Origin of the sequence: Microvirga sp. TS319 (assembly GCF_041276405.1) — a bacterium.
Taxonomy (GTDB): Bacteria; Pseudomonadota; Alphaproteobacteria; order Rhizobiales; family Beijerinckiaceae; genus Microvirga.
The window spans coordinates 259,501-285,334 of the sequence record NZ_JBGGGT010000002.1; the positions used below are offsets into that span (position 1 = coordinate 259,501).

A 25,834-nucleotide genomic window follows, 5' to 3' on the forward strand; every position below is an offset into this window, starting at 1 on the left:
GTCAATGGGGGCTCAAGATCCCTATCGAGAGGAGATCCGGCATGAGAACGTCCTTATTACTTAGAAGGCGCAGAGAACTTGCTTGCAGCGTGGCAGTAATGCTTGCGCTATTCTTGGTTCCTCAATCATCCGAGGCACGCCCCGGCGGGAGCGGCAGCAGCGCCTCCGGCAGCGCCGCAGACAGTGGCGGTTCTCGCGGCTCGCGCGCCGGCGAGGGCGGGCTGGGCATCGGAGCCAGCGTCGGGGGCATCAGCGCCGGAGTCGGGGCAAGCCTTGGCGGCTCTGAAGGTCTGGGCGCGGGTCTCGGTGCGAGCATCGGCGGCTCCAACGGCGTCAATGCCGGGGTTGGTGCGAGTGTCGGCGGACCCGGGGGCGTCAATGCCGGAGCCGGCGCATCGGTCGGCGGATCGAGGGGCGTCAGCGCCGGAGTCGATGCCTCCATCGGTGGATCGAGGGGCGTCAATGCCGGACTGGACGCGTCCATCGGCGGATCGAGAGGGGTCAATGCAGGCCTCGATGCATCCATAGGCGGAGCGAATGGTGTCAATGCCGGCGTCGGCGCGAGTGCCGGCGGCTCCAGAGGGGTCGATGTCGGAGTCGGAATCGGGATTGGCGGGGTGGCCGGCCCTGGAGCAACTCCCGGCAATCCGGGACAACCCGGCGCGGGCCGACCCGGTACCGGCGGCGTCATCGGTAGCCCAGGAACACCGCCAGGGCCCGGCGCGAATCCCGCCGTCCTGGGCCGCATGGCCGCCGAGTGGAATGCGATGAGCGATGCCGAGAAGCAGAGGCTTCGCAAGACATGTGCGGGCGTGCTCGCATCGCCCGACGGCTACGAGGCCGACCTGACCGCCTTGTGCCGGTTCATGGGCCGGGTCTCCTCGCGATAGGCAGACGGCTCTTCGTATGAGTGGCGGTCCGCCACTCATACGATCGTCGGCTTACAGGCTGAGATCGCCCCTCACCAGCGACGCGATGATCTTCAGGAAAATGGCAAAGTAGGATTTGCCGTCCCGATTCACGTCTCCATAGACACAGGCGTCGTCCGCCACCTTCTGGTCGCGCAATTCATGGCTGTCTTGGCCTCAGCCTTTATTGGCCTGTAGGAGCAGCCAAGGGACATAAAATACGCTGACAAACCCACGGCTCAGCAAATTCTTTCAGCAGCGATAGTCAGCTTCCGAGAGAGTATCTTGTTAGCAACAAGCTAGATCGCCAAACGGGTAAGGCGCTGACGTGAGCCCTGAGTGGGCGAAGTTCATGGCATGAGGGCGATCTACCGCGTTGCGCCGACAACAACCTAACGGTTGCGTTCTCATGCCAGACATGAGTCAATATCGAGGACGAGGAGAGCAGCGATCTCGCCGAGTGGGAGGTGCTTATGAGGACCTACTACGTCTTTCAGTCTCAAAAATCCCCCAAGCTTCAGGGCTTCACGGACGAGCCTCAAGGTCAGTATCTTCCCGGTGACGAAGGGCCATGGAAGGTGGTCAGAAGGATTGAGCCTGACGAAGAGTGGGACGTCGATACCAGCAGAGCCGTCGTGGCCGCCGGGATACTGGAAAACGGCTACTATCTATCAGGTCCGATCGAGCGACCCGGATCGCTTCATCCCGAAATCGAAAGTGATCGTGTTGAAGGCACCCCGGTCTTCAATGGCGCCAATGAGCGTATCGGCACCATCAAACGTCTCCTGATCGAGAAGATAAGCGGTCGCGTCACAAAGGTGGACGTAACATTTGGCGGCTTCCTCGGTGTCGGTGTCCATCACAGCACAATCCCGTGGGAGAAGCTTGAGTATGACCCTGATCTGGAGGGATACCGGACTGATATCACAGGGGGCTAGAGCATCGGACGCAGGAAGTGGATTCCACTTTTGGGCTTCCCTCCGATGCTCCCTTCCTGGAAAGAGCGCATTGTTCCCGCGAAGAACCGGTTCCCACTTCTTCGCACGCTGCTCTCAGTGGCTGTTACTCATCCTCATCAGAGGCAGTTTGCCACTCAGCAACTTCTTCGGGTGTGGCCGTCCTTCTGCTCATCAGATCAGAAAGCAAGGCAACAGGAAACGAAATGCTTTTCCGTATGGTGCGAATGAAAGCGTCCTGATCCAGTTCTAACAAGCGGAGTGTCACCCTGTCGGGATGCTCGGGATCGTACTCAATGTCAAAGGAGTAATGTGGATGCTCCAAGCCATCGTCGCTTTCCGCCGGAACATTGAGGGACACAACTTGATCGTCGGGGGCTGAAAAGCCAAACCGGATGCCGCGAATGGGAGGATTGTGCATTTTTCTCTTTGGCGCTTATCCATCAAGCTGCTGATGGTGATTGTTGTTGCCGCCGCAAGGCTTTATGGCGAAAAGAAGTTATGCCGCAAAGTTTACACAATTGTTCAGGTTTGAGAAGATTATATATATGCATACGAGTATGACTATTGTCTCTTGCTAGTGAATTCCTTGGCGCTGAAAGCAAGGATAAGAAAATGGGCCGCGCCTGAACTCTGATTTGGTCAAAGTCTGCGGCCCTGCGCTCGTATGCCCCTATGGTCTACTTTAGCCCTATCTGGTTTGGCTTGCTGGTGAACAGGTATCCTCAAGGAGTTGTGCCATTGGCTCGCGTTACTTCGCTGAACGGTCGTTTCCCGTAACCTAGCACATCGTGCGGACCCTGCGGGCCGCGCTAGCGAAAGGTGGCCCTGGTTTTTCGAGAGAACGACGCGCTCATCTAAGAAGGGAGCATTAAATTGATCCCAAAAGTGGATTCCACTTTTAGATCCCGTGCTCTCGCAGCCATGATTTGCCCCTACGGCTGACCACTTGGAGGCGCCCCTTTCGGGCGCTCTTCCTTTGCTGTTTCTATAATCTTTCAATATCTGCCAGTGATCTACGAAACGTATCGTGAAGTAACGCGTTGGACCGTACCTGTAATTTTCGAGGGAATGGCAAGATGAAGAAGGTAACTTGGCTATTGGAAGCAGCGTTGATTGGGTCAGGTATTGTTGCTTCAACGCCTTCATTTGCTCAAGTCCAGGTTGGTATCGGGCCGGATGGTCCGAGCGTCAGAGTTGGACCTGATGAGCGTCGTTACGAGCGCCGCTACATTGAACGTCGTCGTGTGTACGACGAGGATGATCTAAGGACAGGAAGCATCAATCGCTGCCGGACCGTGGTCATCCGTGAAGAAGGCGACAACGGCGACTTGGTCACGCGCCGGATACGCCGCTGTCGATAACCTTTTACTTGCGAAGGTGGAGGGCTTGGGAGGCGATCGGTGTCTCCCAAGCCTCTTGGCCAAACTGCTGCATCGGGTGTGGAATCGAACTCGGATCCGATGCTGTCAGTCTATGAGCTCGAGCATCTTTTCACGCAAAACCGGTCCCCACTTTCGCGTTCGATGCTCTAACCGTAGCCTTGGCCACCTCCTGAGCCGCCTTTTCCGGCCTCAGGTGAGTCTGTCGACCAAATGTCCTTGGGTTTCTATGACGGCTGATCAGAGCTACGTCAGGAAGGGTGAGGCCATACTCGAAGAAGCGGGATACAGCCTCATGGCGAAGGTCATGAAGCCTTGGGTCTTCCAGGCGAGCTCGTTGCCTTAGCTTTACCCGAGTGCGCCGCACAGCATTGGGCGTAACGGGCAAGACCTGTTCACCCTTCCGCTCTAACAGAGCCGGAGCCTGGATAGCCTTGGGTATGAGCGGAATAGTGCGAGGATGACCGTTCTTGTTGGAGCCTGGTGGAGCTGAGGGGATTCGAACCCCTGACCTCTGCAGTGCGATTGCAGCGCTCTCCCATCTGAGCTACAGCCCCGGTCGCTTCATCAGACCAAGCGGCCCGAGTTTTAGGCCTGCTGGCTTCGGTCTGTCAATCGGCGAGAGGGCGGTTGGAGGAGCCTTTTGGAGAAGAGAGACCGTTTTTCAGCGGTTTCCGGGTTGTTCAGCCCCGCTTGGAAGGTTACATGAGCAGCGCCCGATCCCGACAGGTTTCCCATGCGCGCTCTGTTCGAAGTCATTCTGGTTGCCCTGCAGCTCTACACCTACCTCATCATCGCCTCGGCGATCCTGAGCTGGCTGGTGGCGTTCAACGTGGTCAACACCCGCAGTGAATTCGTCCGCTCGGTCTGGAAATTCCTGGATGCGGTGACCGAACCCGCCTTGCGGCCGATCCGCAACATCATGCCCAATCTCGGCGGCGTGGACATCTCTCCCGTCATCCTGATCCTGCTGATCATGCTGGTGGACCGCGCCATCCGCTACTACGTCCTGCCCTACGTCTTCTGAGGAGAGGGGCTTGAGCCAGCCCTGGCACATCCGTCCCGAGGGCCTCGAGGTTCGCGTCCGCGTGACGCCCAAGGGCGGGCGCGATGCCGTGGACGGGGTGGCGGCGCTCTCCGACGGCAGGCCGGTCCTGAAGGTCCGGGTGAGAGCCGCGCCGGAAGACGGGGCGGCCAACGAGGCCGTGAGGCGTCTGCTCGCCAAGACATTGGGGCTGCCGGCCTCCGCCGTGGGCCTGGAGGCGGGCGCGACCGCCCGGCTGAAAACGTTTCTGATTGCCGGCGAGGGGCAAGCCCTTGCCAATGACCTTGCCGTTTTGACAGGACCGACTTCATGACCGCATCGATCATCGATGGAAAAGCCTATGCCGCGGGATTGCGGGACCGGATCGCACATGCGGTCGGGACCCTGTCCGGCCAGGGTGTGACGCCCGGACTTGCCGTCGTGATCGTGGGCGAGGATCCGGCGAGCCAGCTTTATGTGAAGAACAAGGCGCGCCAGACCGTGGAAGTGGGCATGCGCTCCTTCGAGCACGTCCTTCCCGCCTCGACCACCGAGGCCGAACTCCTCGCCCTGGTCGCCCGGCTCAATGCCGATCCGGCGGTCGACGGCATTCTCGTGCAACTGCCCCTCCCGAAGCAGATCGACGCCCAGAAGGTGATCGAGGCCATCGACCCGACGAAGGACGTGGACGGCTTCCATCCGATCAATGCGGGCCGGCTCATGACCGGCGTGCCGGGGCTCGTCTCCTGCACGCCCCTGGGCTGTCTTCTCCTCATCCAGTCGGTACGCCGTGACCTCGCTGGGCTCAACGCCGTGGTGGTGGGCCGCTCCAACATCGTCGGCAAGCCCATGGCGCAGCTGCTGATCGCCCAGAGCTGCACGGTGACGGTGGCTCATTCCAAGACCCGCGATCTGCCCCGGGTGTGCCGCGAGGCCGACATCCTGGTGGCGGCCGTCGGGCGGCCCGAGATGGTGCGGGGCGATTGGGTCAAGCCCGGCGCCATCGTGGTCGACGTAGGCATCAACCGGGTGCCGAACCCCGCCGCCGGCGAAGGCAAAACCAAGGTGGTGGGGGACGTCGCCTATGCGGAGGCCGCGAAGGTCGCGTCCGCCATCACGCCGGTTCCGGGCGGCGTCGGTCCCATGACCATTGCGTGCCTGCTGCGCAACACCCTGGAGGCCGCGTGCCTGCGCCGCGGCCTCGCCATGCCGGCAGTCGACTTCGCCGCCTGATCAGTTCGCGGCGAAACAATAGAACAGGCCTGCGCCGCCCGTGCTCTTCAGGGCGTCCAGGCTGCACCCGCGCGAGGGATGCGACGAGTTCCAGGATCGCCCCGGAGGTCCCGGGTCGGTTCCCATCCGGTCGTCGTGTCCCAGCATGGCGGCGCCGTCCGCGCCGCTCTTCGTCCAGTTGCCGCAGGTCATGTCCTGAGAACCCGTGAAGGCGGTGCCGTCGGGCTGGGATCCGGTGAGCATGTCGTGTTCGTTCGGCGTGTCGCCCCGTCCCTTGACCATCTCGCCCTTCTCGGTGAGGGCGGTCTGCTTGTTGATGTTGTTGTCGGGGCCGTGCAGATCCGCCACGTCCTTGGCGATCACGACGCCCTTGGCGTTCTGCCACGGCCCGCTCCCGATCCGGTCGCGGGCATTGACGGCGGCCGCGCCGCCCGTAGCCTGGGTGGACAGATAGGCACGCCAGACCTTGCCGCGAATGCCGGCGGCCTCCGCGAGGGACTGGCAGTGCCGGTCGGCTCCCTCCAGGCCGCCGAGATCCGCGCCCTTGCCCAAGCCCACGCTGGTGACGAAGAAGGTCGTGTCGGCGGAAGCGCCGGCGCTCTGGGCGTGCGCGCCGGCCGGAATGGCGGCGAGAAGGCCCAACATCGGCCACGCGAGCGTCGTTCTCTTCATGCGAACCTCCTGTGCTTGTCCCGGCAGGTGCGAGAGGCTGCCGCTGCGCCAAGGATCTTCGGCATCCTGCGGCGTTTTGAGGGCAGGAGGAGAGAAAAGAATTCCCAAAGCCGTGATCGGGCCCGGTGCGCGGTTGACGCCGCTCTAAACCCTGCGCCGCAGATGCTCCGCCAGTTGCCGGGCCGAGGGCGGCAGGTCCTTGAGCGACCGGATGCAGAGGGTGAGATCGCGGGCGGCCCAGGGATCGTCCAGAACGACGCTCTGGATCGCCATGGTCCGGGTGGCGGGCTGGGCTGTGGTCTCGGGCACGATCCCGAGCCCCACCCCGGCCTCCACCATGCGGCAGACCGCATCGAAGCTGCGGAGCTGGACTCTCAGGCGCAGGGGCTTTCCGATCCGGCTGGCCTTGCCGGCGAGGAAGCGCTGAAGGGCGCTCGCCCGGTCGAGGCCCACGAAGTCGTGCTCCAGGACCTCGGCGAAGGCGATGCTCGACCGGCTGGCGAGAGAATGCCCCTGCGGGACCACGAGCACGAAGCGGTCGCTGCGGAAGGGATAGGTCTCGAGCTGGCCGGTCTCCACGGTCCCTGCGACGATCCCGATATCGCCTACGCCTTCGGCGATCAGCCCCACGATCTCGTCGCTCAGGCGCTCCTCCAGGTCGATGGAGACCTGCGGGTGCTGGGCCAGAAACGCGCCGAGGGCCTCGGGCAGGAACTCGGTCAGCGCATTGGTGTTGGAGAGAATCCGGATCTGGCCGGCGAGGCCGCCCGTATAGGTGCCGAGATCCTCCCTCAGCCTCTCGGCCTGGGCCAGGAGCGTGCGCGCATGTTGGAGGAGGGTTCTGCCGGCAGGGGTCGGCGTCACGCCGGCCCGCGTCCGCACCAGCAGTGGGGCTCCCAGGGACTTCTCCATGTTGCGGATGCGGGTGCTGGCGGCGGCCAGCGCGAGATGGGCGCGCTCGGCACCGTGGGTGATGCTGCCCGCCTCGACGACATGGCGGAACAGGCTCAGATCGGTGAGGTCGAATTGCATAAGCATCCTTCGTCGTTTGCGAAGGGAGATAAGAATAATTAAAAATTGCGCGTTATGCGAGCCCGGTGCATCTTCGTCACTGACGAAGTGTGCCTCTTGTAACCATCTTGGGCGGAAGGCGCATTGCGGTGTTCCCGCGCTTCCGATACGAACCATTCCAAACTACGGGCGATGATCTCGCCGATCAGGAGTGAAAGCTATGGCTGAGGCGAAAGTGGCCCCGCGGCCCTTGTCCCCACATCTTCAGATTTACCGGTGGAGCTGGACGATGGCGATGTCCGTCTTCCACCGCGCGACGGGCATTGCCCTTTACGTCGGCATCGCGCTTTTCGCGATCTGGCTCGTGGCCCTCGCGTCCGGCCCTTCAGCCTTCGACGCCGTGCAGGGCTTCTTCGGCTCGCCCATCGGGTACCTGATCCTCTTCGGCTACACCTGGGTGCTCATGCACCACATGCTCGGCGGCGTCCGCCACCTCGTCTGGGATTTCGGCTACGGCATGGAAGCGGTCCAGCGCATCGCCATGGCCCGCTTCACCCTCATCGGCTCGATCGTGCTCACCGTGGCGATCTGGGTCATCGCGTTCCTCGTGTTCTAAGGAAAGAGAGCCATGGCCGACAACAGGGCTGATACCCGCGTTTCCATGCGCACCCCGCTCTCCCGCGTGAAGGGCCTCGGCGCTTCCGGACACGGCGTCGAGCATTGGTGGATCCACCGCGTCACGGCGGTGTCGAACGTCCCGCTCATCATTTCCTTCGTGATCATCGTGGCGGCTCTGGCCGGCTCCTCCTATCAGGAGGCCATCGCCATCGTGTCGCATCCCCTGGTGGCGATCATCCTGATCCTCGCCGTGATCTCGGTGGCGAACCACATGCGGCTCGGCATGCAGATCGTCATCGAGGATTACGTGCATGACAAAGGCACGAAGATCGTCGCTCTCATCGCGAACAATTTCTACGCGGTGATCGTCGGCGTGGCCTGCCTTTATGCCATCCTCAAGGTCAGCCTCGGCCGCATCCTGGTTTAAGGAATACTCTCATGGCTCAAGCAACGAACGGCGCAGCCATCAACGGCAAGGCCTACAACATCATCGACCACACCTTCGACGTGGTGGTCGTGGGCGCCGGCGGCGCGGGTCTTCGCGCCACCGTCGGCTGCTCGCAGGCGGGCCTTCGCACCGCCTGCATCACCAAGGTGTTTCCCACCCGCTCGCACACGGTCGCGGCGCAGGGCGGCATCTCCGCCTCGCTCGGCAACATGGGGCCCGACGACTGGCGCTGGCACATGTACGACACCGTGAAGGGGTCGGACTGGCTCGGCGACCAGGACGCCATCGAATACCTGGTGCGCAACGCGCCGGCCGCAGTCTATGAGCTCGAGCACTGGGGCGTTCCCTTCTCCCGCACGGCGGAAGGCAAGATCTACCAGCGCCCCTTCGGCGGCATGACGACGGATTTCGGCAAGGGCACGGCGCAGCGCACCTGCGCGGCCGCCGACCGCACGGGCCATGCGATCCTGCACACGCTCTACGGCCAGGCGGTGAAGCACCAGACCAACTTCTTCATCGAGTATTTCGCCCTCGACCTGATGATGGACTCGGACGGCCGCTGCATCGGCGTGGTGGCTCTTGACCAGTCGACCGGCGAGATCCACCGCTTCCGCGCCCACATGACGATCCTCGCCACGGGCGGCTACGGACGCGCGTATTTCTCCGCGACCTCGGCCCATACCTGCACGGGCGACGGCAACGCCATGGTGCTGCGCGCAGGCCTGCCCCTGCAGGACATGGAGTTCGTGCAGTTCCACCCGACCGGCATCTACGGCGCGGGCTGCCTCATCACCGAGGGCGCACGCGGCGAGGGCGGCTATCTCACCAATTCGGAAGGCGAGCGCTTCATGGAGCGCTATGCGCCCTCCGCCAAGGACCTCGCCTCCCGTGACGTCGTGTCCCGCGCGATGACCATGGAGATCCGCGCCGGCCGCGGCGTGGGCAAGAACAAGGACCACATCTATCTCCACCTCGACCATCTCGATCCGAAGATCCTGCACGAGCGCCTGCCCGGCATCTCGGAAAGCGCCAAGATCTTCGCGGGCGTCGACGTGACCAAGGAGCCGATCCCGGTTCTGCCGACCGTGCATTACAACATGGGCGGCATTCCCACGAACTATCACGGCGAAGTGCTCACCCTGAAGAACGGCAATCCCGACATGGTGGTGCCCGGCCTCATGGCCCTGGGCGAGGCGGCCTGCGTGTCCGTGCACGGCGCGAACCGTCTCGGTTCGAACTCGCTCATCGACCTCGTGGTGTTCGGCCGCGCGGCGGGCCTGCGCTGCGCCGAGATCCTGGAGCCGAACGCGCGCCACGCGGACCTGCCCAAGGGGGCCGACGAGCTTGCGCTCTCGCGCCTCGACAAGTTCCGCTACGCCAATGGCTCGACGCCGACCGCCCAGCTGCGCCTCCAGATGCAGAAGACCATGCAGAACAACTGCGCGGTGTTCCGCACCGGCGACGTTCTGGAAGAGGGCAAGAAGCTCATCCACGAGGTCTGGAACGCGGCTGCCGACGTGAAGGTCACGGACCGTTCGCTCATCTGGAACACCGACCTTCTCGAGACGCTCGAGTTCGACAACCTCATCGGGCAGGCGGTCGTCACCATGGAGGGGGCCGCCAACCGCGAGGAATCCCGCGGCGCCCATGCCCGCGAGGACTTCACCGAGCGCGACGACAAGAACTGGATGAAGCACACCCTGGCATGGCTCGACGACACCTCCCACAAGGTGACGATCGATTACCGTCCGGTGCACACCTACACCATGTCGAACGACATCCAGTACATCGAGCCGAAGGCCCGCGTGTACTAACAGCACCCGTCATGGCCGGGTCCGACCCGGCCATCCACGTCTTCCCACGCCCAAGCGGAGCAAAGGCGCGGATTCCCGGTGCGAGGCCGGGCATGACGAAGTCAAGGCAAGGTAAGTCCTAATGGCCCAATTCACGCTTCCCAAGAATTCCCAATATACCGAAGGCAAGACCTGGCCCAAGCCGGCCGGGGCCAGCAACGTCCAGGAATTCCGCATCTACCGCTGGAACCCGGACGACGGTGCCAACCCGCGCATCGACACCTACTACATCGATCGCGACGATTGCGGCCCGATGGTTCTCGACGCACTGCTCTGGATCAAGAACAACGTCGACTCGACCCTGACCTTCCGCCGCTCCTGCCGTGAAGGCATCTGCGGCTCCTGCGCCATGAACATCATGGGCGGCAACACGCTGGCCTGTACGCTCGGCATCGACGATTGTGGATCGGGTTCGATCAAGATCTACCCGCTGCCGCACATGCCCGTGCTGAAGGACCTCGTGCCCGATCTCACGAGCTTCTTCGCCCAGCACGCCTCCATCCAGCCCTGGCTGCAGACGGAGACGGCGGCGCCCGAGACCGAGTGGCGCCAGACGCCGGAGGAACGCTCCAAGCTCGACGGCCTCTACGAGTGTATTCTCTGCGCCTGCTGCACCACCTCCTGCCCGAGCTATTGGTGGAACGGCGACCGGTTCCTGGGCCCGGCGGCCCTCCTCCAGGCCTATCGCTGGCTCATCGACAGCCGCGACGAGGCCACGGGCGAGCGTCTCGACAACCTGCATGATCCGTTCCGGCTCTATCGCTGCCACACGATCATGAACTGCGCCAACACCTGCCCGAAAGGCCTGAACCCGGCAAAGGCCATCGCCGAGGTGAAGAAGATGATGGTCGCGCGGTCCGTCTAACCGGACAAAAAGCCTGGCGCGAAACAACTGTTCTATTATAACACTCCGTGAGTGGCTCTCTGGCCGCTCCCGGAGTTTTTCATGCCCGCTCTTCTCGCCGTCCTCGGGGCGCTCGGCGCCGCCGCCTTCTGGTATTATCGCCTTCGTGACATGGGTCGTGTGGCCGGTGAGGTCGTCGACGCCGCCCAACGCTTGCGCAGCGCTCACAGGCGCCGGCAGTTTCGCAAGAAAGCCGAAAGCTCGCCAATCGAGGCGGTGGACGATCCGGTTGCGGCAGTGGCCGCCATGCTGATCGGCCTCGCCTCCGAGCGGGGAGGCCTCAGCCATGCGGCGGAGGCGGCCATCAAAACCGAGATGCAGCACGTGATGGGGTTGACCGGAATCGAGGAGGCTTTCACCTTTGCACGATGGGTGGCCGGTCATGTCACCGACCCCAACACCCTGTCCTTGAGGTTTGCAAAGCTGTGGCTGGCCACTCTCGAACGACCACAACGGGAAGACATTCTCGACATGGCCAGAAGAGTGATCGAAGCCGATGGCGAGCCGACCCCCGGACAAATCAGTGCTCTCAAGCTCCTGCGAGACCGCCTCGGCTTGACTCGGCCCTGATCTCTGCCATTTCACAGTAGCCCGCCAAGATCGTCCCTTGACTCTAAATCCCTGAGACAGAGAAGCTCCTGCTGCCACACGATCATGAGCTGCGCCAACACCTGCCCGAAAGGCCTGAACCCGACAAAAGCGATTGCCGAGGCGAAGAAGATGACGGCCGCGCGGTCCGTGTGACGCTTCTTTGCAACACCCTCCGAAAAGGCGCCTCGTGCGCCTTTTTTTGTTGGTGCGGCTCCCATAACTTCGGGCACCGAATTTCCTCGGCACACGTCCGACTCCCCGTACACGGGCCGCCGAAACCCTGTGCCCAAGGCGACAGCAACATGAGGACCACAATGAAGAGCCGCTCCTGGATCGTGACCGCAACGCTCTGTTCCACGCTGGCGCTCGGTGCATGCTCCTCCACGCGCTTCAGCGGACCGGGGGTGGGCAGCGCATCCGCGGCGCCCGTGTCGCCCGCGCCGATCGAGGCGATCCCGTCCGGGCCGGTGGAGTCCGCGCCGCTCGCCCCCATCGAAGGTCAGCCGCTTCCGCCGATCGCCGGTGCACCAGCTCCCATGGGCTCGGGCCTCGCTCCGGCTCCCGGAACGGAGGTCGCCGGCTTGCCCCCGGCCGCCGCACCAGCTCCTGCCGCGCCCTCCAGCCGCACCGCCATGGTCGGCAACTGGAGCGCACGCGACGCCTCCGGGAAATCGTGCCGCATCCAGCTGTCGAGCACGCCGGCGCTCGACCTCTACCGGGCGTCGGCTTCGGGCTGCTCCAACCAGGACCTCTCGAAGGTGAACGCCTGGGATTTTCGCGACGGCGAGGTCTATCTCTATCAGACCGGCGGCTCGGTCGCGGCGCGCCTGCGCGGTTCCTCGTCGGGGCTCTCGGGCGTGCTCGCCAAGTCCGGCGCTCCGCTGTCGCTGTCGCGATAATCGCGTTGCCCTTGCGTCAGGTGAACGGTATCGGTTGATCCGTGACCGATACCGATTTCCATCCCCCGCAATCCATTACCGCCCGCTACGACGCGCTCGTGGCCTCAGGGGCGATCGAGCGCGATCCCGCCCAGGTGAAGCTTCTGCGGCAGCTCGAGGTCCTGGCGAACAGTCTCGGCGGCTATCGCCTCGCCCGCAAGCCCAGCGCCCTGGGATGGCTCTTCAGCAAGAAAAATCCGGCGCCGCCGAAAGGCCTCTACGTCTGGGGCTCGGTCGGACGCGGCAAGACCATGCTCATGGACCTGTTCTTCGAGGCGCTGCCGGTCAGGCGCAAGCGCCGGGTCCATTTCCACGCCTTCATGGCCGATGTGCATGAACGCATCCACGACTTCCGGCAGAAGCTGAAGGCGGGTGTCGTCAAGGGAGACGATCCCATCGCGCCCGTCGCCGAGGACCTGGCCGCGGAGGCCTGGGTTCTCTGCTTCGACGAATTCACCGTCACCGACATCGCCGACGCGATGATCCTGGGGCGGCTGTTCACGGCGCTCTTCGCCCATGGGGTCGTGGTGGTCGCCACCTCCAATGTGGAACCGCAGAATCTTTACGAGGGCGGCCTCAACCGGGCGCTCTTCCTGCCCTTCATCGCCCTGCTGCAGGAGCGGATGACCGTCCTCAAGCTCGAATCCCGCACGGATTTCCGACTCGAAAAGCTCGCGGGCAGTCCGGTTTTCTACACGCCTGCCGACGAGCGGTCCCACACGGCGCTCACACGCGCCTTCAAGAGCCTGACGGGCCGCGAGCAGGGCAAGCCCGTGACGCTCACGGTCAAGGGCCATCCCGTCGAGGTGCCGCAAGCCGCCTCCGGCGTCGCGCGCTTCGCCTTCGCGGATCTCTGCTCCAAGCCGCTCGGCGCGGCCGACTACCTCGCCATCGCGGACGAATACGAGACGGTCATCCTCGAGGACATCCCCAGGATGACGTTCGAGCGCCGCAACGAGGCCAAGCGCTTCATCATGCTCGTCGATGCGCTCTACGATGCCCGCGTGAAGCTGCTCGCTTCCGCCGAAGCCGAGGTCCACGAGCTTTATCATGCCGATACGGGACGCGAAGCGTTCGAGTTCGACCGCACCGTGTCGCGCCTCATCGAAATGCGCTCGGAGGACTATCTCTCGCTTCCCCATGGACGCGAGGAATCCGGCAGTTCGGAAGGTCTGGTCGAAACCTGAGGCCCGTCAGTCGAGAAACAGGCTCGCGATCAGGCCGACGACCGTAAACGCCATCAGCAAGGTTGCGCCCCAGCCGGCCCAGGCGAGCCATGTCTTGACCGTATAATCGCCCAGCACGCGCCGGCTGGTGACGAGGCCCATCATCATTCCCATGATGGGAGCGGCCGCGATGCCGTTGATCACGGCGCTCCAGAGCAGGAGCCTGATCGGGTCGATTCCGGAAAATGCCAGCAGGATGCCCAGGGCCGTTGCGCCGCCCAGGATGAGATAGAACCCGCGGGCTTCGAGCACATTCAGTTCGAGGCTGTTTCGCCACCCGAAGGCATCGGCCACCGCGTAAGCGGCGGAGCCGCCGAGAACCGGCACCGCGATCAGGCCGGTCCCGATGATTCCGGCGGCGAACACGAAGAACGTGAAGGGGCCTGCGATGGGGCGCAGGGCCTCGGCCGCCTGCGATGCGGTCTGAATATCGGTGACGCCGCCCGCATGCAGCGTCGCCGCGGTCGTCACGATGATGAAGAACGCGACGGCATTGGAGAAAGCCATCCCGATGCAGGTATCGATGCTGATGTCGTTGAGCCGGACCTTCGCCCTTTGAGGTGAGCGCGAGAAGCTCCTGAGGTGCTTCAGATTGTTCTCCTCCACCTCTTCGGAGGCCTGCCAGAAGAAGAGATAGGGGCTGATGGTGGTGCCCAGGATGGCGACCACGAGGAACCAATAATCCGCATGGGGCGAAAAATGCGGCAGGACGGTCGCGGCCAGAACCTCGCGCCAGGGCACGTCGACGCTGAAGGCCGCCGCCACATAGGCGAAGAGGACGAGGGTCAGGCATTTCAGATAAGGGGCGTAGCGCCGATAGGAGATGAAAACCTCGAGCACGAGGCAGAAGAGGCCGAACACGGCCGCGTAGACATGGGGCGGACCGCCGACCAGCATCCGAAGAGCCTCGCCCATCGCCGCGAGATCCGCCGCGATATTGATGATGTTGGCGCCGCAGAGCAGGGCGACCAGCGCCAACACGACGGGGCGCGGATAGATGGTTCGCGCATTCGCCACGATCCCGCGCCCCGTCACCGCGCCGATCCGGGCGCTGATGATCTGAATGGCCGCCATGAAGGGCGTGGTCAGAAACACCGTCCAGAGCAGGCCGAAACCCGTCTGGGCGCCCGCCTGGGAATAGGTGGCGATTCCGCTGGGATCGTCGTCGGCCCCGCCGGTGACGAGACCCGGACCCAGCAGGTTGAACAGGGATCGGCGATGTCTCGGCACGGGCTTGGCCATGCTCGATTCTAACAGAAATTCCGCCTTGGCGCCTGCCCGGAGCATCGGACGTGAAAAGGGGAACCCGCTTTTGGGATTGCATCCGATGCTCCCTCTATGGAGCATCGAACGCGAAAGCGGGAACCGGTCTTGCATGAAAAGATCCGCAATAACATGCCCTTAAAACATAGGACGTAGGTTCGATTTCACACCCGATGCCGTAGAAGATGCGGGGAGCGAGGGTCTTCGAGCTTGGTTACCGTCTGGCGCGGGTTCCGGGGCGATGCTATCGCTGCCGAGGCATTCTCAAGACTTGAGGATCGATCCGGCCGGGCCGGTTCCGATCTTCTCCGATCCGGGCCGGACATCATGAAGAACGCGCGCCATACGGTGCCGGTGGACGTACAGCTCCTCAACATCGCGGCCGATCAGCTGCGCCGCCACGGGCCCAAGCACGTGACCGTGGTGGGCATTGCCGATGCCGCCGGCATGACCCATGCCAACGTCTACCGCTACTTCGCCTCGAAGGCCGCCCTCATCGATGCGATCGCGGGGCAATGGCTGCGACGGATGGAGGCGATCATCGCCGATATCGCCGACTCGCCCGACCCCGCAGACGACAAACTGGAGCGGCTGATCCAGGCCTGGGCCCATACGCATCGGGAGCTCCTGAAGGAGGATCGCCACCTCTTTAGTGTCTATTGCTCCGCCACCGAGACCTCCAGAGCCCTCGTGCGCAAGCACCGCGCCCGGATGAGGGTGCTCATCGAGCGGGTGCTGGACGAAGGCATCGTCACGGGAAAATTCGATCCGCGGGACCGGGAAAGGGCCCTTCATTTCATCAGCGATGCCGTCTATCGCTTCATCAATCCCCTGACGGTCCGCCTCGATGCGGACGTGCCGCAGGATATCCTGGACCAGCGTCTGGCCGCGATGATCAGAGTCATTCTCCGGTCTCTCGAGATCGGTACGATCTAGGGTTGGTTACATTTTTGGAAAAATGTAACAGGAAATATTGCCGCACCCGTGGGCTAGTAAGACATTGAAAAAAGGGGCTTATTTCAAGCGTCCCGACCGGCGGCCGGGCTCGGGTCAGCCCAGGGCCCTGCCCGTTAACCTTTTGCTGGCTTGAAGCGTCCCCATTTCTGGTGTCAAAGAGCGCCACCTTTTATAGGGTGCTAGCCCTTACCAACATCCAAGGACAGACCATGGCCCGGAAAAAGATCGCGCTCATCGGTGCAGGCCAGATCGGCGGAACGCTCGCCCATCTCGTCGGCTTGAAGGAACTCGGCGACGTCGTTCTCTTCGACATCGCGGAAGGCATTCCCCAGGGCAAAGGTCTCGACATTGCGGAATCCGCGCCGGTCGACGGCTTCGACGCCAAGTACAAGGGCGCGAACGACTACGCCGCCATCGCGGGCGCCGACGTGATCATCGTCACGGCCGGCGTGCCGCGCAAGCCCGGCATGAGCCGCGACGACCTGATCGGCATCAACCTGAAGGTCATGGAAGCGGTCGGCAACGGGATCAAGCAATACGCCCCGAACGCCTTCGTCATCTGCATCACCAACCCGCTCGACGCGATGGTCTGGGCTCTCCAGAAATTCTCCGGAGTGGCCCCTGAGAAGATCGTCGGCATGGCCGGCGTTCTCGACAGCGCCCGCTTCCGCCACTTCCTGGCCGAGGAATTCAACGTATCGGTCGAGGACGTGACCGCCTTCGTGCTCGGCGGCCACGGCGACGACATGGTGCCGCTCGTGCGTTATTCCACGGTCGCCGGCGTTCCGCTGCCCGACCTCGTCAAGATGGGCTGGACGAGCCAGGAGAAGCTGGACGCCATGGTCGAGCGCACCCGGAAGGGCGGCGGCGAAATCGTCAACCTGCTCAAGACCGGATCGGCCTTCTACGCTCCGGCCGCTTCCGCCATCGCCATGGCCGAGAGCTACCTGAAGGACAAGAAGCGTGTTCTGCCCTGCGCCGCCTACCTGAACGGCCAGTATGGCGTGACGGATATGTTCGTCGGCGTGCCGATCGTGATCGGCGAGAACGGCGTGGAGCGCGTCGTCGAGGTCGAGTTCTCGGCGGACGAGAAGGCCATGTTCGACAAGTCGGTCGCTTCCGTGCAGGGCCTCGTGGACGCCTGCAAACAGATCAATCCGTCGCTTGCATAAACACCGTACGTCATGGCCGGGCCGGCCATCCACGTCTTCAACCGCCACGCTTCGAGGGCGTGGATGCCGGGGCGAGTCCTGGCATGACGGAGAGGAAAACACATGAATATCCATGAATATCAGGGCAAAGCCGTTCTGCGGGAGTTCGGCCTGCCCGTCTCCAACGGCGTCGCCATCTTCTCCGCTGAAGAGGCGGAGGCCGCTGCAAAGCAGCTCGGCGGCCCTCTCTGGGTCGTGAAGTCCCAGATCCACGCGGGCGGCCGCGGCAAGGGCAAGTTCAAAGAGGCCGAGGCCGGCGAGAAGGGCGGCGTGCGGCTCGCCAAGTCGGTCGAGGAGGTGAAGGAATTCGCCAAGCAGATGCTCGGCAAGACCCTCGTGACCGTGCAGACCGGCGAGGCCGGCAAGCAGGTCAACCGCCTCTACATCGAGGACGGCTCCGACATCGAGCGCGAGCTCTACCTCTCCATGCTCGTCGACCGCGCCACGGGTCAGGTCGCCTTCGTCGTCTCCACCGAGGGCGGCATGGACATCGAGCAGGTCGCCCACGATACTCCTGAGAAGATCGTCACCTTCTCGGTCGATCCGGCCACCGGCATCATGCCGCATCACGGCCGCACGGTCGCCAAGGCTCTCGGCCTCAAAGGCCCGCTTGCCAAGGAGGCCGAGGATCTGGTCACGAAGCTCTACAAGGCCTTCACCGCGAAGGACATGGAGATGCTCGAGATCAACCCGCTGATCGTCACCCAGGACGGTCACCTCAAGTGCCTCGACGCCAAGATCTCCTTCGACGGCAACGCTCTCTACCGTCACCCCGACGTGGTTGCGCTCCGCGACATCACGGAAGAGGACGAGAAGGAGATCGAGGCCTCCAAGTACGACCTCGCCTATATCGCCCTCGACGGCACCATCGGCTGCATGGTCAACGGCGCGGGTCTTGCCATGGCGACGCTGGACATCATCAAGCTCTACGGCGAAGAGCCCGCGAACTTCCTCGATGTCGGCGGCGGCGCTTCCGAAGAGAAGGTGACGGCGGCGTTCAAGATCATCACGGCCGACCCGAACGTGAAGGGCATTCTCGTCAACATCTTCGGCGGCATCATGAAGTGCGACGTCATCGCGCGCGGCGTTCTCGCCGCCGTGAAGGCGGTCGGCCTGCAGGTTCCGCTGGTGGTCCGCCTCGAGGGCACGAACGTCGAAGAGGGCAAGAAGATCATCCGCGAGTCGGGCCTCAACGTGATCCCGGCGGACGATCTCGACGACGCCGCCCAGAAGATCGTGAACGCCGTGCGCGGCGGAAAGTAAGGTTTCGAGCTGATGTCCATCCTGATCGACAAGAATACCAAGGTCATCTGCCAGGGCTTCACCGGCAAGAACGGGACCTTCCACTCCGAGCAGGCCATCGCCTACGGCACCAAGATGGTCGGCGGCACCTCGCCGGGCAAGGGCGGCTCCACGCATCTGGGCCTTCCCGTGTTCGACACGGTGATGGAAGCCCGCGAGGCGACCGGCGCCGACGCTTCCGTGGTCTATGTTCCGCCGCCGGGTGCGGCCGACGCCATTTGCGAGGCGATCGCCGCCGAGATCCCGCTCATCGTCTGCATCACGGAAGGCATTCCGGTGCAGGACATGGTGAAGGTGAAGCGCTCGCTCTCGGGCTCCAAGTCCCGCCTCATCGGCCCGAACTGCCCCGGCATCGTGACGGCGGGTGAATCGAAGATCGGCATCATGCCGGCCAACATCTTCAAGCCGGGCTCCGTCGGCATCGTGTCGCGCTCCGGCACGCTGACCTACGAGGCCGTGTTCCAGACCACGAGCGAGGGCCTCGGCCAGACCACCGCCGTCGGCATCGGCGGCGATCCGGTCAAGGGCACCGAGTTCATCGACATGCTCGACATGTTCCTCTCCGATCCCAAGACGGAATCGATCATCATGATCGGCGAGATCGGCGGTTCGGCCGAGGAAGAGGCGGCCGAGTTCATTGCCCGCGAGGCCAAGAAGGGCCGCAAGAAGCCGATGGTCGGCTTCATTGCCGGCCGGACGGCGCCTCCCGGACGCCGCATGGGCCACGCCGGCGCGATCATCTCCGGCGGCAAGGGCGGTGCGGAAGACAAGATCGCCGCCATGGAAGCGGCGGGCATCCGCGTATCGCCATCCCCCGCCCGCCTCGGCAAGACTCTCGTCGAGGTTCTCAAGGGTCAATAACGAGAACAGGCCGCCCCGCTGTCGGGGCGGCCGATCAGCTTTTGGATTGTAGGTTGCCATGGCACGCCAAGACGCCAACGAAAACTTCCTGAACACCGCTTTCCTCTATGGGGCCAACGCGTCCTATATCGAGGAACTCCAGGCCCGCTACGAGAAGGATCCGTCCTCGGTCGATGCCGAGTGGCAGGCGTTCTTCGGCGCGTTGAAGGACGACAAGCAGGCTGTCGAGAAGGCTGCCAAAGGTCCCTCCTGGGAAAAGCCGAACTGGCCGATCCACGCCAACGGCGAGCTGATCTCCGCGCTCGACGGAAACTGGGCCCAGGTCGAAAAAGCCGTCGGCGACAAGATCAAGGCGAAGGCCAAAGACAAGGGCGCCGAGATCAGTCAGGCCGACGTGCAGCAGGCGACCCGCGATTCCGTGCGCGCCATCATGCTGATCCGCGCCTATCGGGTGCGCGGCCACCTCCACGCCAAGCTCGATCCGCTCGGCATCAATCCGCGTCAGAGCGACGAGGAACTGCATCCGTCCCACTACGGTTTCACGGAGGCCGATTGGGACCGCAAGATCTTCCTCGACAACGTGCTCGGCCTCGAATTCGGCACGATCCGCGAGATCGTCGCAATCCTCGAGCGCACCTATTGCCAGACCCTCGGCGTCGAATTCATGCATATCTCCGATCCGGTCGAGAAGGCCTGGATCCAGGAGCGCATCGAAGGGCCCGATAAGGAGATCTCCTTCACGAAGGAGGGCAAGCGCGCCATTCTCAACAAGCTGGTCGAGGCCGAGGGCTTCGAGAAGTTTCTCGATCTCAAATACACCGGCACCAAGCGTTTCGGCCTGGACGGCAGCGAGTCGCTCATTCCGGCGCTTGAACAGATCATCAAGCGCGGCGGCAATCTCGGCGTGCAGGAGATCGTGCTCGGCATGGCCCATCGCGGCCGCCTCAACGTTCTCACGCAGGTGATGGGCAAGCCCCACCGCGCCCTGTTCCACGAATTCAAGGGCGGCTCCTTCGCGCCCGACGACGTGGAAGGCTCCGGCGACGTGAAGTACCATCTGGGCGCTTCCTCGGATCGCACCTTCGACGGCAACAACGTCCACCTGTCGCTCACGGCGAACCCCTCGCACCTCGAGATCGTCGATCCCGTGGTGCTCGGCAAGGTTCGCGCCAAGCAGGACCAGCACGGCTGCACGCCGGACAACCGCAGCGCGGTGATGCCGCTCCTCATCCACGGCGACGCCGCCTTCGCGGGCCAGGGAGTCGTGGCGGAATGCTTCGGGCTATCCGGCCTGCGCGGTCACCGCACCGGCGGATCGATCCATTTCATCATCAACAACCAGATCGGCTTCACGACCGATCCGCGCTTCTCGCGCTCCTCGCCTTATCCGTCCGACGTGGCCAAGATGGTCGAGGCGCCGATCTTCCACGTGAACGGCGACGACCCGGAGGCCGTGGTGTTCGCCGCCAAGGTTGCGACCGAATACCGTCAGCGCTTCCAGAAGCCCGTCGTCATCGACATGTTCTGCTACCGCCGCTTCGGTCACAACGAAGGCGATGAGCCGTCGTTCACGCAGCCGCTGATGTACCGCAAGATCCGGTCGCATCCGTCGATCATGGAGATCTATACCAGGAAGCTCCGGGACGAGGGAATCGTCACTGAGGCCGACATCGAGGAGATGAGGAACAGCTGGCGCTCCAAGCTCGACGCCGAGTTCGACATCGCATCCAACTACAAGCCCAACAAGGCCGATTGGCTCGACGGCCGCTGGTCGGGCCTCAAGGCCGTGCGCGAGGACCAGGACGATCCGCGCCGCGGCAAGACGGGCGTGTCGGTCGAGACTCTGCAGCAGATCGGCAAGGCTCTGACCTCGGTTCCGGAAGGATTCCACGTTCACCGCACGATCCAGCGCTTCCTCGACAACCGCAAGAAGATGCTGGAAACCGGCGAGGGGATCGACTGGGCCATGGCCGAGGCGCTCGCCTTCGGTTCACTGCTCGTCGAAGGCCATCGCGTGCGCCTGTCCGGCCAGGATTGCGAGCGCGGCACCTTCTCGCAGCGCCACTCCGTCCTCACCGACCAGGAGAACGAGGAGCGTTACACCAACCTCAACCACATCAGCGAGAAGCAGGCCCGCTACGAGGTCATCAACTCGATGCTCTCGGAAGAGGCGGTGCTGGGCTTCGAATACGGCTACACGCTCTCCGAGCCGAACGCGCTGACCCTGTGGGAGGCGCAGTTCGGCGACTTCGCCAACGGCGCGCAGGTGGTGTTCGACCAGTTCATCTCGTCGGGCGAGCGCAAGTGGCTGCGCATGTCGGGTCTCGTATGCCTTCTGCCGCACGGCTATGAAGGCCAGGGCCCCGAGCACTCCTCCGCCCGTCTGGAGCGCTATCTCCAGATGTGCGCCGAGGACAACATGCAGGTGGCCTACTGCTCGACGCCCGCCAACTACTTCCACATCCTGCGCCGTCAGCTGAAGCGCGACTTCCGCAAGCCGCTCATCCTGATGACGCCGAAGAGCCTGCTGCGTCACAAGCGCTGCACCTCGACGCTTGCCGCAATCTCGGAGGGAACGTCCTTCCATCGCGTTCTGCAGGACGATGCGCAGACGGGCCGCGAGGGCGTCAAGCTGGTCAAGGACGACAAGATCCGGCGCGTGGTGATCTGCACCGGCAAGGTCTATTACGACCTGCTCGAAGAGCGCGAGAAGCGCGGGCTGGACGACGTCTACCTCCTGCGCGTCGAGCAGCTCTATCCCTTCCCGGCAAAGTCGCTGGCGGCCGAGCTCTCGCGCTTCAAGAAGGCCGATGTGGTGTGGTGCCAGGAGGAGCCGAAGAACATGGGCTCCTGGAACTTCGTCGAGCCCTATCTCGAATGGGTGCTCAAGACGGCAGGCTCCAAGGTGGACCGTCCGCGCTATGTGGGCCGTCCCGCTTCCGCCGCCACCGCCACCGGCCTGATGTCCAAGCATCTCGCCCAGCTCCAGGCATTCCTCGACGAGGCTTTCGCGGCTTAACCCCGCGAAGGCTCCCATCCTGTCCCCGTGCCCCGGCACGCCCGAAAAGACTAGAACGAACATGGCAACCGAAATCCGCGTACCCACTCTCGGCGAATCCGTTTCAGAGGCCACCATCGGCCGCTGGTTCAAGAAGCCCGGCGATCCCGTGAAGGCCGACGAGCCCGTTCTCGAGCTCGAGACCGACAAGGTCACTCTCGAGGTCAATGCTCCTGCGAGCGGCACTCTCGGCGAGATCGTCGCCAAGGACGGCGAGACGGTCGCACCGGGCGCGGTGCTCGGCTCGATCGTCGAAGGCGGCGCGGCTGCCTCGGCTCCCGCCCCCAAGGCCGAGGCTCCCAAGGCTGCGGCTCCGGCTCCTGCCGTTTCAGCTCCGGCTCCGGCCGCCCCCGGCGCCGCCCAGGCTCACGGCCCCGCCGTGGCCCGTCTGGCGGCCGAAAGCGGCGTCAGCCCGGCAGGCGTTTCCGGCACCGGCAAGGACGGCCGCGTGACGAAGGGCGACATGCTCGCCGCGATCGCCACCGGCGCTGCGGCTCCGGCCCCTGCCGCTCCGGTCTCCGTGCGGGCTCCCTCCGCTCCGGTCGATGCCGAGCGCGAAGAGCGCGTGAAGATGACGAAGCTGCGCCAGACCATCGCGCGCCGCCTCAAGGACGCCCAGAACACCGCCGCCATGCTCACCACGTTCAACGACGTGGACATGAGCGCCGTGATGAACCTGCGCAGCCAGTACAAGGACGTGTTCGAGAAGAAGCACGGCACCAAGCTCGGCTTCATGGGCTTCTTCACCAAGGCCGTGATCCAGGCCCTGAAGGACGTTCCGGCCGTGAACGCCGAGATCGACGGACAGGACCTCGTCTACAAGAACTACTACCACATCGGCATCGCGGTCGGCACCGAGAAGGGTCTCGTGGTTCCTGTGGTGCGCAACGCGGATCTGCTTTCGGTTGCCGGCATCGAGAAGACCATCGCCGATTTCGGACGCCGCGCCCGCGACGGCAAGCTCGGCATCGACGAGATGCAGGGCGGTACTTTCACCATCACCAACGGCGGCATCTACGGCTCGCTCATGTCGACGCCGATCCTCAATGCGCCGCAATCGGGCATTCTGGGCATGCACCGCATCGAGGAGCGCCCCGTGGTCCGCAACGGCCAGGTGGTCGTGCGCCCGATGATGTATCTCGCGCTGTCCTACGATCACCGCATCGTCGACGGCAAGGAAGCCGTGACCTTCCTCGTGCGCGTCAAGGACGCCCTCGAGGATCCGGCCCGCCTCGTTCTCGACCTGTAAGAATCATCTTCCGTTCAGCGTCATGGCCGGGCTCGCCCCGGCCATCCACGACTTCAAACCTTCTGACAAGACGTGGATGCCCGGACCAGGTCCGGGCATCGCGTTAAGTGGAGACAAAAGATGTCCTACGACCTCATCGTCATCGGCACGGGTCCCGGCGGCTACGTGGCCGCCATCCGGGCCGCGCAGCTCGGCCTCAAGACCGCCGTCGTCGAGAAGCGCAAGACCCATGGCGGCACCTGCCTCAACGTGGGCTGCATCCCCTCGAAGGCGCTGCTCCATGCCTCGCATATGTTCGAGGACGCGCGCGATCACTTCGCCGGTCTCGGCATCGGCGTCTCCGCCCCGAAGCTCGATCTGACGACCATGCAGGCCTTCAAGCAGGAAGGCGTCGACGGCAACACCAAGGGCGTCGAGTTCCTGCTCAAGAAGAACAAGATCGACGCCTTCCACGGCACCGCGCGCATCGCCGCCGTCGGCCAGGTCGAGGTGAAAGCTGAGGACGGCTCCAACCAGGTTCTCCAGACCAAGAACATTCTCATCGCCACGGGCTCCGACGTGACGCGTCTGCCCGGAATCGAGATCGACGAGAAGGTGGTTGTCTCCTCCACCGGAGCGCTCGAACTCGACGGCGTTCCGAAGCGCCTCGTGGTGATCGGCGCCGGCGTGATCGGCCTCGAGCTCGGCTCCGTCTGGCGCCGTCTCGGCTCCGAGGTGACGGTCGTGGAATATCTCGACCGCATCCTGCCCGGCATGGACGGCGAGGTCGCCAAGAACTTCCAGCGCATCCTGTCCAAGCAGGGCTTCCAGTTCAAGCTCGGCGCGAAGGTCACCGGCGTCGAGAAGACCGACAAGGGCGCGACGCTCACCTATGAGCCCGCTGCCGGCGGCGCCGCAGAGACCATCGAAGCCGATGTGGTGCTCGTGGCCGTGGGCCGCGTGCCCTATACGCAGGGCCTCGGCCTCGACCATGTGGGCGTCCAGCTCGACAGCCGCGGTCGTATTCAGACCGACGCGCATTTCGCCACGAACGTCACGGGCATCTACGCTATCGGCGACGTAATCGCCGGCCCGATGCTCGCGCACAAGGCCGAGGACGAGGGCGTCGCGGTGGCGGAGATTCTCGCCGGCAAGGCAGGCCACGTGAACTACGACGTGATCCCGAGCGTGGTCTACACGTTCCCCGAGGTCGCCTCCGTCGGCAAGACGGAAGAGGAACTGAAAGCCGCGAGCGTCGCATACAATGTCGGCAAGTTCCCCTTCACGGCCAACGGCCGCGCCAAGGTGAACCGGACCACGGACGGCTTCGTGAAGATCCTGGCGGACGCTTCCACCGACAAGGTGCTCGGCGTGCATATCATCGGTCCCGAGGCCGGCAACCTCATCCACGAGGCGGCCATCGCCATGGAGTTCGGCGCTTCGTCCGAGGACATCGCCCGCACCTGCCACGCGCACCCCACGCTCGCGGAAGCTGTGAAGGAAGCAGCCCTCGCGGTAGAGAAGCGCGCCATCCATATGTAATATGGATTCATGGCAAAACTTCACTTCCTCTACTCGGTGATGAACGCAGGCAAGACCACGCATCTCCTGCAGGTTCGTCACAACTACATCGAGAACGGCGGCCATGTGCTGCTGTTCACGAGCCCCATCGACGACCGGTTCGGCGTCGGCAAGGTGAAATCGCGCATCGGCATCGAAGCCGATGCGACGGTTCTGAGGAAGGACGAGGCCGTCGACGCCATCGTGGCGGCCGAGCACGCCAGGAGGAAGGTCACGGCAATCCTCATCGACGAGGTGCAGTTCATGACGGCCGATCAGGTCCGCCAACTCGCCTGGATCGTCGATGAGCTCGGCATCCCGGTCATGGCCTACGGCCTCAAGAACAACGTGTACGGCACGCTGTTCAGCGAAGCGATCCAGGCGATGATGGCCCTGGCCGACGACTTTCAGGAAATCAAGCAGCTCTGCCATTGCGGCCGAAAGGCCACGATGATCCTGAAGTTCGACCCAAACGGCGAGCCCGTGCGTTCGGGCGAGGTGGTCGAGGTCGGCGGCGAGAACCGCTACGTATCGGTCTGCCGTCCGCATTGGATGAAGGGCGACATCGGCCCCGCCGCGCGCCAGCTTCTCGCCCGGGCCGTCATCGCGGCGGAATAACAACGGCTGTGG

General features: G+C 63.8%; 26 protein-coding genes, 1 tRNA gene and 1 pseudogene. 22 read left to right on the forward strand and 6 right to left on the reverse strand.

The genetic code is table 11. The annotated features are described in order from the left end of the window. Window positions 1-98 precede the first annotated feature (98 nt). Complete coding sequence (locus AB8841_RS10640) at window positions 99-890, forward strand: hypothetical protein (RefSeq protein WP_370435826.1); 792 nt, start codon at window positions 99-101, stop codon at window positions 888-890. Window positions 891-941: 51 nt separating this feature from the next. Here the strand turns inward: AB8841_RS10640 and AB8841_RS10645 are convergent, their stop codons facing one another. Next, window positions 942-1,067, reverse strand: coding sequence for a hypothetical protein (locus AB8841_RS10645; RefSeq protein WP_370435827.1), 126 nt, complete (start codon window positions 1,065-1,067; stop codon window positions 942-944). Between the two features lie 314 nt (window positions 1,068-1,381). On the opposite strand from AB8841_RS10645, the gene AB8841_RS10650 reads away from it, so the two are divergent. After that, window positions 1,382-1,846, forward strand: coding sequence for a PRC-barrel domain-containing protein (locus AB8841_RS10650; RefSeq protein WP_370435828.1), 465 nt, complete (start codon window positions 1,382-1,384; stop codon window positions 1,844-1,846). 124 nt (window positions 1,847-1,970) lie between these two features. Here the strand turns inward: AB8841_RS10650 and AB8841_RS10655 are convergent, their stop codons facing one another. After that, on the reverse strand, window positions 1,971-2,285 hold the full coding sequence (locus AB8841_RS10655; protein ID WP_370435829.1) for a hypothetical protein: 315 nt from the start codon (window positions 2,283-2,285) through the stop codon (window positions 1,971-1,973). A 658-nt stretch (window positions 2,286-2,943) separates the two neighbouring features. On the opposite strand from AB8841_RS10655, the gene AB8841_RS10660 reads away from it, so the two are divergent. Next, the gene (locus tag AB8841_RS10660) at window positions 2,944-3,228 is read left to right on the forward strand and encodes a hypothetical protein (protein WP_370435830.1); all 285 of its coding nucleotides are present in this window, start codon (window positions 2,944-2,946) and stop codon (window positions 3,226-3,228) included. Between the two features lie 499 nt (window positions 3,229-3,727). On the opposite strand, the gene AB8841_RS10665 is transcribed toward AB8841_RS10660, so the two are convergent. Further along, window positions 3,728-3,803: transfer RNA gene (locus AB8841_RS10665), tRNA-Ala, on the reverse strand. A 179-nt stretch (window positions 3,804-3,982) separates the two neighbouring features. On the opposite strand from AB8841_RS10665, the gene AB8841_RS10670 reads away from it, so the two are divergent. The 3 genes from AB8841_RS10670 to folD are packed head-to-tail and all read left to right on the forward strand — an operon-like array spanning window position 3,983 to window position 5,503. Next, entirely contained in the window at window positions 3,983-4,273 is a 291-nt protein-coding gene (locus tag AB8841_RS10670; RefSeq protein ID WP_370435831.1) for a YggT family protein, read from the forward strand. 10 nt (window positions 4,274-4,283) lie between these two features. Then, window positions 4,284-4,604, forward strand: coding sequence for a DUF167 family protein (locus AB8841_RS10675; protein ID WP_370435832.1), 321 nt, complete (start codon window positions 4,284-4,286; stop codon window positions 4,602-4,604). Beyond that, window positions 4,601-5,503 carry a bifunctional methylenetetrahydrofolate dehydrogenase/methenyltetrahydrofolate cyclohydrolase FolD gene (gene folD / locus AB8841_RS10680; RefSeq protein ID WP_370435833.1) on the forward strand — a complete coding sequence of 301 codons (903 nt, stop codon included), beginning with the start codon at window positions 4,601-4,603 and terminating at the stop codon, window positions 5,501-5,503. Before AB8841_RS10675 ends, folD begins: the two co-directional genes overlap by 4 nt. Here the strand turns inward: folD and AB8841_RS10685 are convergent, their stop codons facing one another. Then, window positions 5,504-6,175 (reverse strand): hypothetical protein, encoded by a 672-nt coding sequence (locus AB8841_RS10685; RefSeq protein ID WP_370435834.1) that lies wholly within the window; start codon window positions 6,173-6,175, stop codon window positions 5,504-5,506. Window positions 6,176-6,319: 144 nt separating this feature from the next. After that, window positions 6,320-7,207: a LysR family transcriptional regulator gene (locus tag AB8841_RS10690; protein ID WP_370435835.1), complete on the reverse strand. Its 888-nt coding sequence runs from the start codon at window positions 7,205-7,207 to the stop codon at window positions 6,320-6,322. Window positions 7,208-7,406: 199 nt separating this feature from the next. Here AB8841_RS10690 and sdhC point away from each other — a divergent pair, with 199 nt between their 5' ends. The 8 genes and pseudogenes from sdhC (at window position 7,407) to zapE (ending at window position 13,725) form a co-directional block, all read left to right on the forward strand. Beyond that, window positions 7,407-7,802 (forward strand): succinate dehydrogenase, cytochrome b556 subunit, encoded by a 396-nt coding sequence (gene sdhC / locus AB8841_RS10695; protein WP_370435836.1) that lies wholly within the window; start codon window positions 7,407-7,409, stop codon window positions 7,800-7,802. Between the two features lie 12 nt (window positions 7,803-7,814). Then, window positions 7,815-8,231, forward strand: a complete 417-nt coding sequence (sdhD, locus tag AB8841_RS10700; RefSeq protein ID WP_370435837.1) for a succinate dehydrogenase, hydrophobic membrane anchor protein — start codon at window positions 7,815-7,817, stop codon at window positions 8,229-8,231. An 11-nt stretch (window positions 8,232-8,242) separates the two neighbouring features. Beyond that, a complete protein-coding gene (gene sdhA, locus AB8841_RS10705) occupies window positions 8,243-10,066 on the forward strand; it encodes a succinate dehydrogenase flavoprotein subunit (protein ID WP_370435838.1) in 1,824 nt (607 codons plus the stop codon). A 121-nt stretch (window positions 10,067-10,187) separates the two neighbouring features. Then, the gene (locus AB8841_RS10710; RefSeq protein ID WP_370435839.1) at window positions 10,188-10,970 is read left to right on the forward strand and encodes a succinate dehydrogenase iron-sulfur subunit; all 783 of its coding nucleotides are present in this window, start codon (window positions 10,188-10,190) and stop codon (window positions 10,968-10,970) included. A gap of 81 nt (window positions 10,971-11,051) precedes the next feature. Next, window positions 11,052-11,579, forward strand: a complete 528-nt coding sequence (locus AB8841_RS10715) for a hypothetical protein (protein ID WP_370435840.1) — start codon at window positions 11,052-11,054, stop codon at window positions 11,577-11,579. Window positions 11,580-11,651: 72 nt separating this feature from the next. After that, window positions 11,652-11,753, forward strand: a pseudogene (locus tag AB8841_RS10720) (succinate dehydrogenase iron-sulfur subunit); the annotation flags it as partial. A 149-nt stretch (window positions 11,754-11,902) separates the two neighbouring features. Beyond that, on the forward strand, window positions 11,903-12,499 hold the full coding sequence (locus AB8841_RS10725; RefSeq protein ID WP_370435841.1) for an AprI/Inh family metalloprotease inhibitor: 597 nt from the start codon (window positions 11,903-11,905) through the stop codon (window positions 12,497-12,499). Between the two features lie 41 nt (window positions 12,500-12,540). After that, a complete protein-coding gene (zapE, locus tag AB8841_RS10730; protein ID WP_370435842.1) occupies window positions 12,541-13,725 on the forward strand; it encodes a cell division protein ZapE in 1,185 nt (394 codons plus the stop codon). Window positions 13,726-13,731: 6 nt separating this feature from the next. Here zapE and AB8841_RS10735 read toward each other — a convergent pair whose 3' ends face one another. After that, window positions 13,732-15,006 (reverse strand): NRAMP family divalent metal transporter, encoded by a 1,275-nt coding sequence (locus AB8841_RS10735; RefSeq protein WP_370435843.1) that lies wholly within the window; start codon window positions 15,004-15,006, stop codon window positions 13,732-13,734. Between the two features lie 348 nt (window positions 15,007-15,354). On the opposite strand from AB8841_RS10735, the gene AB8841_RS10740 reads away from it, so the two are divergent. From AB8841_RS10740 to AB8841_RS10775, 8 genes are all read left to right on the forward strand, one after another. Continuing rightward, window positions 15,355-15,963 carry a TetR/AcrR family transcriptional regulator gene (locus tag AB8841_RS10740; protein WP_370435844.1) on the forward strand — a complete coding sequence of 203 codons (609 nt, stop codon included), beginning with the start codon at window positions 15,355-15,357 and terminating at the stop codon, window positions 15,961-15,963. Window positions 15,964-16,193: 230 nt separating this feature from the next. Then, window positions 16,194-17,156 carry a malate dehydrogenase gene (gene mdh / locus AB8841_RS10745; RefSeq protein WP_370435845.1) on the forward strand — a complete coding sequence of 321 codons (963 nt, stop codon included), beginning with the start codon at window positions 16,194-16,196 and terminating at the stop codon, window positions 17,154-17,156. Between the two features lie 102 nt (window positions 17,157-17,258). Then, complete coding sequence (gene sucC / locus AB8841_RS10750; protein ID WP_370435846.1) at window positions 17,259-18,458, forward strand: ADP-forming succinate--CoA ligase subunit beta; 1,200 nt, start codon at window positions 17,259-17,261, stop codon at window positions 18,456-18,458. Window positions 18,459-18,470: 12 nt separating this feature from the next. Further along, the gene (gene sucD / locus AB8841_RS10755) at window positions 18,471-19,358 is read left to right on the forward strand and encodes a succinate--CoA ligase subunit alpha (protein WP_370435847.1); all 888 of its coding nucleotides are present in this window, start codon (window positions 18,471-18,473) and stop codon (window positions 19,356-19,358) included. 58 nt (window positions 19,359-19,416) lie between these two features. After that, window positions 19,417-22,377 carry a 2-oxoglutarate dehydrogenase E1 component gene (locus tag AB8841_RS10760; RefSeq protein ID WP_370435848.1) on the forward strand — a complete coding sequence of 987 codons (2,961 nt, stop codon included), beginning with the start codon at window positions 19,417-19,419 and terminating at the stop codon, window positions 22,375-22,377. A 61-nt stretch (window positions 22,378-22,438) separates the two neighbouring features. Beyond that, entirely contained in the window at window positions 22,439-23,665 is a 1,227-nt protein-coding gene (gene odhB / locus AB8841_RS10765) for a 2-oxoglutarate dehydrogenase complex dihydrolipoyllysine-residue succinyltransferase (protein WP_370435849.1), read from the forward strand. A 120-nt stretch (window positions 23,666-23,785) separates the two neighbouring features. Next, window positions 23,786-25,186 carry a dihydrolipoyl dehydrogenase gene (gene lpdA / locus AB8841_RS10770; RefSeq protein WP_370435850.1) on the forward strand — a complete coding sequence of 467 codons (1,401 nt, stop codon included), beginning with the start codon at window positions 23,786-23,788 and terminating at the stop codon, window positions 25,184-25,186. A gap of 9 nt (window positions 25,187-25,195) precedes the next feature. Continuing rightward, complete coding sequence (locus AB8841_RS10775; RefSeq protein ID WP_370435851.1) at window positions 25,196-25,822, forward strand: thymidine kinase; 627 nt, start codon at window positions 25,196-25,198, stop codon at window positions 25,820-25,822. Window positions 25,823-25,834: the final 12 nt, after the last annotated feature.